The organism is Pseudomonas sp. GM30 (assembly GCF_000282275.2).
GTDB lineage: Bacteria > Pseudomonadota > Gammaproteobacteria > Pseudomonadales > Pseudomonadaceae > Aquipseudomonas.
On record NZ_AKJP02000029.1, the window covers coordinates 1 to 13,649 of the forward strand.

Sequence of the window (13,649 nt, forward strand, 5' to 3'; positions counted from 1 at the left end):
AAATGTCAAAAGAGCCAAACATCACTGCCCTTTCAACTCCTTCCAGGCTTCGGTGAACTGAAGCAAGCCGCTGTCGAAAACTGCGTAACTCATTGAATCTCAAGGAGTTTTCCGTTTCGACTGCGCCGGAAGTGGGGCGAATTATAGACTTCCTGAATCTGCCGTCAACCGCTTTTTTCACTTTTCTTTCAACAACTTACAGATCGATTAAAAAACATACAAACCTCTCTATATAGAAGGAGGAAACGACCCCTTCTATATAGAAGGGCTACTCAAAGCACTCCATCAGCCTTGAGTGCCTCCACCGCACCAGCACCCAGACCAAGCACCCTCTGCAACACCTCCAACGTATGCTCGCCCAATAAAGGAGGCGCACGGCGATACTCGACAGGCGTCTGCGACAGCCGGATCGGGCTCGCCACCTGCGGCACCATACCCGCCAGGGCATGCGGAAGTTCAATAGCCAGCCCACGCGCCTTCACCTGCGGGTCCTCGAACACTTGGGACAAATCATTGATCGGCCCACACGGCACACCCGCCTGCTCCAACTGCGTCACCCATTCGGCAGTGGTTTTGAATACAGTCGCCTGGCGGATCAGAGGAATCAGTACCGCGCGATTCGCCACCCGCAGCTTGTTGGTCGCGAAACGCGGATCGTCTGCCCACTGCGGCTGGCCCGCCACCTCGGCAAATTTGCGGAACTGCCCATCGTTGCCAACGGTAAGAATGAAATCACCATCGGCCGTAGGGAAGTCCTGGTACGGCACAATGTTGGGATGCGCGTTACCCAGACGCTTGGGAGCATTGCCGGTAGTCAGGTAATTCATGGCCTGGTTTGCCAGACATGCAACCTGCACATCCAGCAACGCCATATCAATATGCTGCCCACCACCGTCGTGATCACGATGCGCCAGCGCTGCCAGAATCGCCACGGTCGAATACAGCCCCGTCAGTATGTCCGTCAACGCAACCCCCACCTTCACCGGCCCAGCACCTTCATCACCTTCGGGGCGACCGGTCAGGCTCATCAGCCCGCCAAGCCCCTGGATCATGAAGTCATAACCCGCGCGCTTGGCATACGGCCCGGTTTGACCGAAGCCGGTGATCGAGCAATAGATCAGATCCGGATTGATCGCCTTCAGCGATTCGTAGTCCAGCCCATAGGCAGCCAGCCCACCGACCTTGAAGTTCTCGATGAGAATGTCCGACTTCGCCGCCAGCTCCCGCACGAGGTTCTGACCTTCAGGCCGAGTGAAGTCGATGGTCACCGATTGCTTGTTGCGGTTGGCCGACAAATAGTAAGCCGCCTCGCTGGTGTTTTCCCCGTAAGCGTCCTTAAGGAACGGCGGCCCCCAGGCACGCGTGTCATCGCCATTGCCCGGGCGCTCGACCTTGATCACCTCGGCGCCAAGGTCGGCAAGTATCTGCCCGGCCCACGGCCCGGCCAATACTCGCGATAAATCCAGTACCCGCAGATGCGACAGCGCGCCCATGGTCGCTCTCCTGTTAATAGAACGCCTGCAGACCGGTTTGCGCACGACCGAGGACCAGCGCGTGAACGTCGTGAGTACCTTCATAGGTATTCACCACTTCCAGGTTGACCAGGTGACGGGCCACGCCGAACTCGTCAGAGATACCGTTGCCACCCAACATGTCACGGGCCATACGGGCGATATCCAGCGACTTGCCACAGGAATTGCGCTTCATGATCGAGGTGATTTCGACCGCGGCAGTGCCTTCGTCCTTCATGCGACCCAGGCGCAGGCAGCCTTGCAGCGCCAGGGTGATCTCGGTCTGCATGTCGGCCAGTTTCTTCTGGATCAGTTGGGTAGCGGCCAATGGACGCCCGAACTGCTGACGATCAAGGGTGTACTGGCGAGCGGTGTGCCAGCAGAACTCGGCAGCGCCCAACGCACCCCAGGAGATGCCGTAGCGTGCGGAGTTAAGGCAGGTGAACGGGCCTTTCAGACCGCGCACATCAGGGAAGATGTTCTCTTCCGGCACAAACACGTTGTCCATGACGATTTCGCCGGTGATCGATGCGCGCAGACCAACCTTGCCGTGAATCGCCGGAGCACTCAGGCCCTTCCAGCCTTTCTCCAGCACGAAGCCACGGATGTCGCCGGCATCGTCCTTGGCCCAGACCACGAACACATCGGCGATCGGGCTGTTGGTGATCCACATCTTGGCGCCGGTCAGGCTGTAGCCGCCGTCGACTTTGCGCGCACGGGTGATCATCGCACCCGGGTCGGAGCCGTGGTTTGGCTCGGTCAGACCGAAGCAGCCGATCCATTCACCGGAGGCCAGTTTCGGCAGGTATTTCTGCTTTTGGGCTTCTGTACCGAATTCGTTGATCGGCACCATCACCAGCGACGACTGCACGCTCATCATCGAGCGATAGCCGGAGTCGACACGCTCGACTTCGCGAGCAATCAGGCCGTAGCTGACGTAGTTCAGGCCGCTGCCACCGTACTGCTCAGGGATGGTCGCACCGAGCAGGCCGACTTCGCCCATTTCGCGGAAGATCGCCGGATCGGTTTTCTCATGGCGGAAAGCTTCGAGAACACGTGGCGCCAGGCTCTGCTGAGCGAACTGGGCGGCGGTGTCGCGGATCATGCGCTCCTCTTCGGTGAGCTGTTGATCCAGCAGCAGGGGATCGATCCAGTTGAAGCTAGCTTTACCGCCCATGAGTGTGTCCTCGCAAATCGGTGAATTAACGTGGCATTGATCCTAGGCCCGGTTCGCCAGCGCGGCAAACGAGGATTTCGCATCCTGTTGTGCTAATTTCTCACTCCGAAACGTCGCTGAATGCCTTTTACGCGGCGCATTAGTGAGGTTGACGTACATGCGCAGGAAGATTCCCAGCACCACAGCCCTGATCAGCTTCGAAGCCGCCGCTCGCCACGAAAGCTTTACCAAGGCTGCCGAAGAACTTTCCCTCACACAGGGCGCCATTTGCCGACAGATCGCCAGCCTTGAGGACTTCCTCAGCGTGGAACTGTTCCGACGTTCGCGACGCGGAGTGAAGCTGACGGAAGCCGGCCTTTCCTACAGCCGCCGGGTGGCCACGCAACTGGACGCCGTCGAGCGCGACACACTATCGGTCATGGGCCAACAGGGCACCAACGTGATCGAATTGGCGGTGGTGCCGACCTTTGGCACTCAGTGGCTGCTGCCACGCCTCAAGGACTTTCAGCTCAAACACCCGGAAGTGACGGTGAACCTGACCAACCGCACTCGCCCGTTCCTGTTTGCCGACACCGATTTCGACGCGGCGATCTACTTTGGCGACGCCGATTGGTCGGGTACCGAATCCCACAGGTTGATGGGCGAAAATCCGATGCCGGTATGCAGCCCTGCCCTGCTCGGCAACAGAACTCAGCTGACGCCCGAAGAAATCGCCGAGCTGCCTCTGCTGCAGCAAACCACCCGCCCCTACGCCTGGCGCCAGTGGTTCAACGCCCGGCACCTGAACATCCCCCGCGACATGACAGGCCCACGCTACGAGCTATTCTCCATGCTGGCCCAGGCGGCCATGCATGACATGGGGATTGCACTGATTCCACCGTTCCTGATCCAGCGTGAACTGGCCGAGCAACGGCTGGTGATCGCCAACCCGAATGCGCTCTCCAGCATCAAGGCGTATTACCTGATGATTCCGGAGCGAAAGGTCGAATCGGCCTCACTCAAGGCTTTTCGTGATTGGCTGGTCAATCAGGCAAACAGCTACAGCCTAGAAGGATAAAGGCTTACGGCGATTACTAACCCGGTAGTCAGGAAAATCAAAGCCCTACAGATATAAGTATTTGTCGCAAAATCGCAGACTGTATCCGAAAGTCGTACAGACGTCCCACAAGCGCCTGCTGACGTGGCTTTGAGCCTCCATCCGCGACTCATTGCGGCCTATTCACGCCGCCGATGAGAAATTTTTTCAAATTCAGCCAGAATCCTTGCAAGGCACGGCCTGCAAGGGATTCAACTGGCCATCTGCGACATTCGGTCACGGGATGACTTGTAGTTAATTTTCCGTCACCCGTCATAATCCCTTGAAGGGCATAAAGTTCGCCTGCAAAATGCCGCGCCCCGCCCTGATTTGGCGGGATCGTGCTGATCGGCCGCCCCAGTCGCACCATCCGCAGTGCCTGGGTTTACTCAATAAGATCACGCAGGAGATTTGACGTGCACATTGGTGTTCCTCTCGAAACCCAGACCGGTGAAACACGGGTTGCTGCAACCCCGGAAACCATTAAAAAGCTGATCAGCCAAGGTCATAAGGTCACTGTGCAAACCGGCGCCGGCGTCAAAGCCAGTGTTGTTGACAGTGCTTATGAAGCGGCGGGCGCAACCATTGGCAGTGCCAACGATGCGTTCGGTGCCGAGCTGATTCTCAAAGTGGTCGCTCCCAGCGATGCCGAACTGGCGCTGATCAAGCGCGGCACGGTGCTGGTGGGCATGCTCAACCCCTTCAATAACGACACCATCGCCAAAATGGCCGAGTGCGGGATTACCGCGTTCGCCCTGGAAGCGGCGCCGCGCACCTCTCGGGCGCAGAGTCTCGATGTGTTGTCGTCGCAGGCGAACATCGCCGGCTACAAGGCGGTGTTGCTGGCTGCGCACTACTATCCGCGCTTCATGCCGATGCTGATGACCGCTGCGGGCACCGTGAAAGCGGCGCGCGTGCTGATTCTCGGCGCCGGTGTGGCCGGGTTGCAGGCGATTGCCACGGCGAAACGTCTGGGTGCGGTGATCGAAGCGTCTGACGTGCGTCCGGCAGTGAAGGAACAAATCGAATCCCTCGGCGCCAAGTTCGTCGATGTGCCTTACGAGACTGACGAAGAGCGCGAATGCGCGGTCGGTGTCGGCGGTTACGCGCGCCCGATGCCGGCGAGCTGGATGCAGCGTCAGGCCCAGGCCGTGCACGAACGCGCCAAGCAGGCCGATATCGTTATCACCACTGCGCTGATTCCGGGCCGCAAGGCGCCGACACTGTTGAGCGCAGACACCGTGGCGCAGATGAAACCCGGCTCGGTGGTCATCGACCTCGCGGCAGCTCAGGGCGGCAACTGCCCGCTGACCGTGGCCGATCAGGTCGTGGTCGAGAACGGCGTGACCATCGTCGGCCCGACCAACCTCGCCGGTGAAGTCGCCGCAGATGCTTCGGCGCTGTACGCCCGCAACCTGCTGGACTTCCTCAAGCTGGTGTTCACCAAAGAAGGCCAGTTCGACGTCAACCTCGAAGACGACATCGTCGCCGCGTGCCTGATGTGCCGCGACGGCCAAGTCATCCGCAAAAACGCCTAAGCAGGGATTCAGACGATGGAAGAGCTTATCTCCCCCGGTATCTACAACCTGATCATCTTCGTGCTGGCGATTTATGTCGGTTATCACGTGGTCTGGAACGTTACACCTGCGCTGCACACGCCGTTGATGGCGGTGACCAACGCCATTTCGGCAATCGTGATCGTCGGCGCCATGCTCGCTGCTGCGCTGACCGTCACGCCGCTGGGCAAGACCATGGGCACCCTCGCCGTGGCACTGGCGGCGGTCAATGTATTCGGTGGCTTCCTGGTCACCCGCCGCATGCTTGAGATGTTCAAGAAGAAAGCCCCGAAAGCAAAAGAAGAGGCGCCGAAGTAATGAGCATGAATCTCGTCACGACGCTCTACCTGATCGCGTCGATCTGCTTCATCCAGGCCCTCAAAGGCCTGTCGCACCCGACCACCTCGCGGCGCGGCAACCTGTTCGGCATGCTTGGCATGGCGCTGGCCATTCTCACCACCATTGGCCTCATCTATAAACTCGGTGCCGAGCTTGCAACTGCCGGTATCGGCTATGTGATCGTCGGCCTGCTGATTGGCGGCACTGCCGGTTCGATCATGGCCAAGCGCGTTGAAATGACCAAGATGCCGGAGCTGGTTGCGTTCATGCACAGCATGATCGGTCTGGCCGCGGTGTTTATCGCCATTGCCGCCGTTGTCGAGCCGCAGTCACTGGGTATCGTCAAACAACTGGGCGACTCGATCCCGGCGGGCAACCGTCTGGAGCTGTTCCTCGGCGCGGCGATTGGTGCAATCACCTTCTCCGGTTCGGTGATCGCCTTCGGCAAGCTCTCGGGCAAGTACAAGTTCCGCCTGTTCCAGGGCGCGCCTGTACAGTTTGCCGGTCAGCACAAGCTGAACGCGGTACTCGGTCTGGCGACGCTGGTGCTGGGCGTGACCTTCATGCTCACCGGCAACCTCGCCGCATTCGCGCTGATGCTGGCCCTGGCATTCGTGATGGGCGTGCTGATCATCATCCCGATCGGCGGTGCCGACATGCCGGTGGTGGTGTCGATGCTCAACAGTTATTCGGGCTGGGCGGCAGCGGGTATCGGCTTTTCGCTGAACAACTCGATGCTGATCATTGCCGGCTCGCTGGTGGGTTCGAGCGGCGCGATTCTCTCGTACATCATGTGCAAGGCGATGAACCGTTCTTTCTTTAATGTACTGCTCGGCGGTTTCGGCAACACGGCCGACGCAGGACCTGCGGGTGCGAAAGAGGCGCGTCCGGTGAAATCCGGTTCCGCCGACGACGCGACCTTCCTGCTGACCAACGCCGACACCGTTATCATCGTTCCGGGTTACGGCCTGGCAGTGGCTCGCGCGCAGCATGCACTGAAAGAACTGACCGAGAAGCTGACCCACCGTGGCGTGACCGTGAAGTACGCGATCCACCCGGTGGCCGGTCGCATGCCCGGGCACATGAACGTCCTGCTCGCAGAGGCCGAAGTGCCCTACGACCAAGTGTTCGAGATGGAAGACATCAACTCCGAGTTCGGTCAGGCCGACGTGGTGCTGGTGCTCGGTGCCAACGACGTGGTCAACCCGGCCGCCAAGAACGATCCGAAATCGCCGATTGCCGGGATGCCGATTCTCGAAGCGTTCAAGGCCAAGACCATCATCGTCAACAAGCGCTCGATGGCCAGCGGCTATGCCGGTCTGGACAACGAGCTGTTCTATCTGGACAAGACCATGATGGTGTTCGGCGACGCGAAGAAAGTCATCGAAGACATGGTCAAAGCGGTCGAGTAATCCATCGCTGCAGCACTGGACGCCCCGACTTGTCGGGGCGTTTTGGTTTGCGCACAGCGTCGGACAATTTGCCACGTTGTTGCAGTTCCGGTAACGGTGTTTTACTTCAAAGCCGCTAAATAGACGCCTCGTTTGCGACCTTGGTAGCGGGACAGGCGCCCGCGAAATTCACTAGACTGCGCATCCTGCTACTCGCTTCCCGAGAAAATAATCCATGTACCGTGACCGTATTCGCCTGCCTTCGTTGTTGGATAAAGTGATGAGCGCCGCCGACGCCGCCGCGCTGATTGAAGACGGCATGACCGTCGGCATGAGCGGCTTCACCCGCGCCGGCGAAGCCAAAGCCGTCCCTCACGCACTGGCCGAGCGAGCCAAGGTCACGCCGCTGAAGATCAGCCTGATGACCGGCGCGAGCCTGGGCAACGACCTCGACAAACAACTGACCGAGGCCGGTGTGCTGTCGCGGCGCATGCCGTTCCAGGTCGACAGCACCTTGCGCAAGGCGATCAACGCCGGCGAAGTGATGTTCATCGACCAGCACCTGTCGGAAACCGTCGAGCAACTGCGCAACCAGCAACTGAAGCTGCCGGACATCGCGGTGATCGAAGCCGTGGCCATCACCGAGCAAGGCCACATCGTGCCGACCACCTCGGTGGGCAACTCGGCGAGCTTCGCGATTTTCGCCAAGCAGGTGATTGTCGAGATCAACCTGGCGCACAACGCCAACCTCGAAGGCCTGCATGACATCTATATCCCGACCTACCGCCCGACGCGTACGCCGATCCCGCTGGTAAAGGTCGACGATCGCATCGGCAGCACCGCGATCCCGATCCCACCGGAAAAGATCGTCGCCATCGTCATCACCCAGCAGGCGGATTCGCCGTCCACGGTGTCGACCCCGGATGTCGATACCAATGCCATCGCCGAGTACCTGATCACCTTCTTCAAGCAGGAAGTCGACGCCGGGCGCATGACCAACAAGCTCGGCCCGTTGCAGGCCGGAATCGGCAACATCGCCAACGCGGTGATGTGCGGTCTGATCGATTCGCCGTTCGAAGACCTGACCATGTACTCCGAAGTGCTGCAGGATTCGACCTTCGACCTGATCGACGCCGGCAAGCTGAGCTTCGCTTCGGGCAGCTCGATCACATTGTCGGAGCGGCGCAACAGCGATGTGTTCGGCAACCTGGAGAAGTACAAGGACAAACTGGTGCTGCGCCCGCAAGAGATCTCCAACCACCCGGAAGTGGTGCGTCGTCTGGGTATCATCGGCATTAACACCGCACTGGAGTTCGACATCTACGGTAACGTCAACTCCACCCATGTCTGCGGCACGCGGATGATGAACGGCATTGGCGGTTCCGGCGACTTCGCGCGCAATGCGCACCTGGCGGTGTTCGTGACCAAGTCGATTGCCAAGGGTGGCGCAATTTCCAGCGTGGTGCCGATGGTCAGCCACGTTGACCACACCGAGCATGACGTCGACATCCTGGTCACCGAAATCGGTCTGGCCGACCTGCGCGGCCTGGCCCCGCGCGAGCGCGCCCGGGTGATCATCGACAACTGTGTGCATCCCGATTACCGCCGGGCGCTGAATGATTACTTCACCGCCGCTTGCGCCATCGGCGGGCACACACCACACATCCTGCGCGAAGCCCTGAGCTGGCACATGAACCTGGAAGAAACCGGTCGCATGCTCGCGGTGTAATTCGCACAGTCGAACCGCTGATGCAAACACAGTTTGTGTCAGCGTTTTTTTCATCGCCTCTACCTGGCAAAAACTGTACTGCTGTACCGGTGATTTCCTACAGCTTTTACCTACCTCGACCCCAATATTGCGCAAAAATGCACCACTTGAGTGCAGACAGATACAGTTTGCTCGATTTTGACCCGTACACCCCCTATAAACAGTTAACTGGTCACTCACAATACAGTTGAACTGTATCTAGAGAGACTAGGCAAACGAGAGGATCATGGGTACCAGTTAAACCACTACCTGATCCCGCCACAAGCGGAAGGATGTCAATCATGGAACGTACACTCAGTTCCGAACTGTTCTTCGAAGACAAAGCTGCAAAAAACCAGGCTTCCCTGCCTCTGCGCGTTATCGCCAACCTGATGTTGTGGCAGCGCCGCATCTCCAGCCGCCATCAACTGGCTCGTCTGGATTCGCGTCTGCTGGCTGACGCCGGTATCAGCGAAGCACAACGCTACGAAGAGCTGAGCAAGCCGTTCTGGCGCTAAGTAGCGTCGCTGGCTCTGGTCATTAGACCCACCGCCAGCAACCCGAATTGAACAAACAAGACCCGTCGCGGGAAACCGCGACGGGTCTTGTCGTTTCAGGGTTTGAAAAGCGCCCATACAGCAACCCAAATCAACAACAGGTACAGTTTCTATATTCATTAATCTGGACCAGTACAATTTCACCTGAGTGCATCTGCTGTTTCCACTGCTTCGCGCGCAGCATGTCCTTGATCCGCTCTCGGCTTAAGGAATACGCCATGAAAGACTTACAGGATGTTTCAGCAATTTCGATTCAGACCCACGCTTACTCGCGCTCATTGCGGCGCCTGCTACATGGCTTGTGGCAAGCAATGGAACGCGCCAGGACGCGGCGCTTGCTGGCTCAGCTCGATCAGCGCGATCTCGCGGATCTGGGCTTAAGCCAAGCCGATCGGCTCAATGAACTGGAAAAACCCTTCTGGCGCTAGCATTCTGCCCACTGTCCGAACCTCGCGCGCAGGCCTAATATCCACGCCAGAACGTGGCGAATCTTCTGCAACCCGCGTCTGACTCATCAGACACAAGCCACCTCTCAATACGGTTTACTTTCAGGAGATCCACCATGTCCCGTCTTCGCCTGCTCAGCGCTGCCGCCTTGCTGGCCGTGGCTGCCAACGCCAGTGCCTCCAGTTTCATCGTCACCACCGATGCCGTGGTTGGCGCACTGAAGTCCTCTTCGGATGCCACCTCCGACGTCAGCTCTTCGCTGCGTGACAACAAAGTCGTGATCGCTGCCCGTGACGACGCGGCGAGCTTCGTAGCCAGCGAAGGCCAGATCCGCGGCGTGAAACTGGAAAGTGCTCTGGACCTGATTCGTCATCAGGCACCGCAACTGAACGCGACCGACTTCCAGCTGGCGCAAGCCATCCTGGCGATCTGATCGCCGTTGTCCGACGGGACACGCCAGTCGTGTCCCGATGTTTCGCCACTGGCTCTGGCCCGGGCATTTGCGCTAGCCTTGAGGCTCGTTAACCGTTACCGAGTCTCATGCGTTTATTCAAACTGCTTTTCCCTTCTTTGTTGATCAGCGCCTGCTGGGCGACCTCGGTCGATGCCTTTGATGTCTCCACACAAAACACCGTGGTCACCGTTTGGGCGACCGGAATGGTGTCTTCGGCGCCATTCGACCGTAAACTGATCATCGCCGCTCACGATGACGCGGCGGCGTTTGTTGCCAGTGACGGTGAATTGCGCGGCGCGCAGCTCGAATCCGCACTGCATTACCTGCGCAAATCACGACCAAAACTTCATGTCAGCGACCTTGAACTGGCACAGGCAATTCTCGTCCAATAGTTATCCTGATCCCTCGTTATCATTGCCCTCCGGAGTCGTTCCATGCGTAGCCCGCTGATTGCTGCCGCCCTTGGCCTGTTTTTATTGGCCGACGTGGCCCAGGCGCACACCCTGGTAGCCACCAGTAACATCATCGTTCGTGCCTCCCAGCGCACCATCGATTTCACCTCCGATACCACCACGTCGATTCGCGACTCGAAAATCATCCGCGAAGCTCACGACGACGCCGCCAGCTTCGTCGCCACCAACGGCGATATCCGTGGTGCGCACCTGGAAGCCGCCCTCAACACCTTGCGCACCCGCGTGCCGGAAGCCCGCGACGCCAGTGACCAGGTGCTCGCCGAAGCCATTCTCGCCCTGTGAAGTCACTCGGCGCCTGGCTGCTGGCCGGGGCGTTGTTGCTGCTTGGCAACAGCGCCCACGCCAGCCTGCAATTGCGGCTCAAGACCGACGGCCTGAGCCCCGCCCAGCAGCAGGCCAGCCAGGCGCTGCTCGATGAAGCGATGCAGAAACTGCCGCCCAGCTTCGTCGAACAGCTGGACCGGCGCATCGATGTCGGCTGGACCGACAACATGCCCGGCAATGCCTATGGCGAGGCGACCCTGGTTGCCGAACTCGACCTGAACCGCAAACTGCTCGCCGGCCTCACCGACGGCAGCGCGGCCAAGGAAAAAACCAATCGCCCCCACGGCACGGTGCGCCAGGAACTGCTGGCAACGGTGCTGCACGAACTCACCCACATTTATGACCGCGCACGCCTGTGGCCCGCCGCCGAACGCACGCTGATCCAGCGCTGCACCCGTCGCAGCAACAGCGCCGGACTGGTCGGCATTCCCGATGAGTGTCGCGGCCAGACCGAGCGACGCTTCACCCTCAGCGATGACCCGCGCCTGCTCGACCTCGCCGGTTGGCAACAGTACGTCGGCCGCCGCGGCGAGCGTGAACAACACAACCGTCAGGTAGCCCGCAGCCCGGATCTGTACGAAATTTCCAGCCCGAAGGAGTTTGTTGCGGTCAACATGGAGTATTTCCTCCTCGACCCAAGCTACGCCTGCCGCCGCCCGGCGCTCTATCGCTACTACAAGGAACGCTTCGGCTGGGCTCCACCGGCCAAGGACACCTGCAGCAACACCTTCGCTTTCCTCAACGCCGGCAACGACTTCGCCAAACAGCCATTGGGCCAGGTCGATCCAGAGCGGGTGTATGCCGTCGACTACCTGCTGGCCGAAGCCAACCAGAACTGGGTCAGCCGCTGGGGCCACAGCATGTTGCGCCTGGTGATCTGCGCGCCGGGCCGACCACGGGGCCCGGATTGCCGGCTCGATCTGGACCAGCATCTGGTGCTGTCCTACCGCGCCTTTGTCGGTGACGTGCAGTTGTCGAGCTGGGACGGTCTGGTCGGCAAATACCCGTCACGACTATTCGTGCTGCCGCTGGCGCAGGTGATCGACGAGTACACCAAGACCGAACTGCGCAGCCTCGCTTCGGTGCCGCTGAACCTGTCGCGCGTCGAGATCGAAGGCGTGGTCGAACACGCCGCCGAGATGCACTGGAGCTATGACGGCAACTACTTCTTCCTCTCCAACAACTGCGCGGTGGAAGGCCTGAAACTGCTGCGCAGCGGCAGTAACAACAAGCAACTCGTCGGCCTCGACAGCATCATGCCCAACGGTTTGCTTGAAGTACTCAAAGGCCGTGGCCTAGCCGACACCAGCGTGCTCGACAATCCCAAGGAAGCGCTGCGCCTGGGCTATCGCTTCGATTCGTTCCGCGATCGCTATCAGGCGATGTTCGATGTGTTGAAGAAGCAGCTGCCGATCAAACAGACCACCGTCGAGGACTGGTTGTCTCTGTCTGCCGAAGAACGCCGCCAGTGGTTCGAGCGTGCCGACCTGCGCACCAGTGCCGCGCTGTTGCTGCTGGAACAGGCGAGCTATCGCCGTCAGTTGCTGCTGGCCCAGGATGAGGTCAAGCAGCGTTACCTCGGCGCCCGGGAGCTGGAAAACGGCGGCATGGACAAGGCCAACGCCACCCTGCAGGAAATTCTCGCCAACAGCGGCTTCCTCAGTCGCCCGGCGGAACTGCTCGACAGCCGCGGCTATGGGCTGCCGCAACCGAGCGAGTTCAAGCGCTTGCAAGACGAGAGCGCCCAACGCCAGAAACAACTGCTGGCACTGAGCGGCGATCTGGACAAGGAGGTGCGCAAGTTGCTGGAACCCAAGCGAGCAGCCGAGATTGCCGCCAGCGAAGCCAACGTGAAGCAGATTGGCGAGCATCTGCGCAAACTGCACAAGGCATCCGGCGGACTGGAGCTACCCTGAGACAGAAGACTGGAACTGAATCTTGTGGCGAGGGAGCTTGCTCCCGCTCGGCTGCGCAGCAGTCGTAAATCGGTTGAATGCCGAATTTTCAGGGCCGCTCCGCGCCCCAGCGGGAGCAAGCTCCCTCGCCACAGATGATCTTGCCAAATCAGTACAAAACGCCATCCAGAATTTCGTAAACGATCCCGGTACCCACTGCGATCAGCACGATATCGCCCCCGGCGCGGCGCCACTCATAACCCGGATAAACCGGCAGACGACTCAGCGCCCGACCGTCCAGTCGCTCGCCGTAATACCCGTGCGGTAACGGCCGTCCACGCTCCAGATGAATACCCGGTGGCGGCGGTGCACCGCGCACGAAGTAGCCGTGATTGTCGCGAATGGTCTGGCGTACCGGGCCGAAGTCGCGAGGCGGGCCGCCGCGGCGGTCGTTCTGCGGGCCACGGTGATCGTCACGATGATCATTGCCATGGTTATCATACTGGCCCTGCTGCGGGCCGCCGTGGTCATGATCATCGCGTGGATCGGCGCTGGCCAGCAGCGGCGTCGCGCTGAGCATCAGCACACCCAGTCCGGCAATCAGACGTTTCGGCATTTTCATCGGGTCTTTCCTCACTGCACCAACAGCAAAAAGGGATTCAGAACGTGGTTCTGAATCCCTCGGTCTTGCTCATTTAGGCTG

At 59.8% G+C, this 13,649-nt stretch carries 14 protein-coding genes; 11 read left to right on the forward strand and 3 right to left on the reverse strand.

Annotated elements, in window-relative coordinates:
* Positions 1-272: 272 nt before the first annotated feature.
* Both PMI25_RS21655 and PMI25_RS21660 read right to left on the reverse strand, forming a co-directional pair.
* A complete protein-coding gene (locus tag PMI25_RS21655) occupies positions 273-1,493 on the reverse strand; it encodes a CaiB/BaiF CoA transferase family protein (RefSeq protein ID WP_007962852.1) in 1,221 nt (406 codons plus the stop codon).
* 13 nt (positions 1,494-1,506) lie between these two features.
* The gene (locus PMI25_RS21660) at positions 1,507-2,688 is read right to left on the reverse strand and encodes an acyl-CoA dehydrogenase (RefSeq protein WP_007962851.1); all 1,182 of its coding nucleotides are present in this window, start codon (positions 2,686-2,688) and stop codon (positions 1,507-1,509) included.
* Positions 2,689-2,845: 157 nt separating this feature from the next.
* Between PMI25_RS21660 and PMI25_RS21665 the strand changes: the two genes are divergently transcribed.
* The 11 genes from PMI25_RS21665 to PMI25_RS21715 all read left to right on the forward strand — a co-directional run bounded on the left by PMI25_RS21665 (position 2,846) and on the right by PMI25_RS21715 (position 12,967).
* Positions 2,846-3,745 (forward strand): LysR family transcriptional regulator, encoded by a 900-nt coding sequence (locus tag PMI25_RS21665; RefSeq protein WP_007962849.1) that lies wholly within the window; start codon positions 2,846-2,848, stop codon positions 3,743-3,745.
* Positions 3,746-4,179: 434 nt separating this feature from the next.
* Positions 4,180-5,301 carry a Re/Si-specific NAD(P)(+) transhydrogenase subunit alpha gene (locus tag PMI25_RS21670; protein WP_007962844.1) on the forward strand — a complete coding sequence of 374 codons (1,122 nt, stop codon included), beginning with the start codon at positions 4,180-4,182 and terminating at the stop codon, positions 5,299-5,301.
* A gap of 15 nt (positions 5,302-5,316) precedes the next feature.
* Complete coding sequence (locus tag PMI25_RS21675) at positions 5,317-5,637, forward strand: NAD(P) transhydrogenase subunit alpha (RefSeq protein WP_003220416.1); 321 nt, start codon at positions 5,317-5,319, stop codon at positions 5,635-5,637.
* Positions 5,637-7,070 (forward strand): NAD(P)(+) transhydrogenase (Re/Si-specific) subunit beta, encoded by a 1,434-nt coding sequence (locus PMI25_RS21680; RefSeq protein WP_007962843.1) that lies wholly within the window; start codon positions 5,637-5,639, stop codon positions 7,068-7,070. Before PMI25_RS21675 ends, PMI25_RS21680 begins: the two co-directional genes overlap by 1 nt.
* Before the next feature lie 214 nt (positions 7,071-7,284).
* Positions 7,285-8,778, forward strand: a complete 1,494-nt coding sequence (locus PMI25_RS21685) for an acetyl-CoA hydrolase/transferase family protein (protein ID WP_007962842.1) — start codon at positions 7,285-7,287, stop codon at positions 8,776-8,778.
* A 320-nt stretch (positions 8,779-9,098) separates the two neighbouring features.
* Positions 9,099-9,314: a DUF1127 domain-containing protein gene (locus PMI25_RS21690; protein WP_007962833.1), complete on the forward strand. Its 216-nt coding sequence runs from the start codon at positions 9,099-9,101 to the stop codon at positions 9,312-9,314.
* A 257-nt stretch (positions 9,315-9,571) separates the two neighbouring features.
* Entirely contained in the window at positions 9,572-9,781 is a 210-nt protein-coding gene (locus tag PMI25_RS21695) for a DUF1127 domain-containing protein (protein ID WP_007962832.1), read from the forward strand.
* Between the two features lie 134 nt (positions 9,782-9,915).
* Complete coding sequence (locus tag PMI25_RS21700) at positions 9,916-10,233, forward strand: DUF2388 domain-containing protein (RefSeq protein WP_007962831.1); 318 nt, start codon at positions 9,916-9,918, stop codon at positions 10,231-10,233.
* Positions 10,234-10,340: 107 nt separating this feature from the next.
* Positions 10,341-10,646 carry a DUF2388 domain-containing protein gene (locus tag PMI25_RS21705; RefSeq protein WP_024164485.1) on the forward strand — a complete coding sequence of 102 codons (306 nt, stop codon included), beginning with the start codon at positions 10,341-10,343 and terminating at the stop codon, positions 10,644-10,646.
* Between the two features lie 42 nt (positions 10,647-10,688).
* The gene (locus tag PMI25_RS21710) at positions 10,689-11,009 is read left to right on the forward strand and encodes a DUF2388 domain-containing protein (RefSeq protein ID WP_007911662.1); all 321 of its coding nucleotides are present in this window, start codon (positions 10,689-10,691) and stop codon (positions 11,007-11,009) included.
* Positions 11,006-12,967, forward strand: coding sequence for a DUF7844 domain-containing protein (locus PMI25_RS21715; protein ID WP_007962829.1), 1,962 nt, complete (start codon positions 11,006-11,008; stop codon positions 12,965-12,967). Before PMI25_RS21710 ends, PMI25_RS21715 begins: the two co-directional genes overlap by 4 nt.
* A gap of 148 nt (positions 12,968-13,115) precedes the next feature.
* Here the strand turns inward: PMI25_RS21715 and PMI25_RS21720 are convergent, their stop codons facing one another.
* Positions 13,116-13,568, reverse strand: coding sequence for an anti-virulence regulator CigR family protein (locus PMI25_RS21720; protein WP_007962828.1), 453 nt, complete (start codon positions 13,566-13,568; stop codon positions 13,116-13,118).
* Positions 13,569-13,649 lie beyond the last annotated feature (81 nt).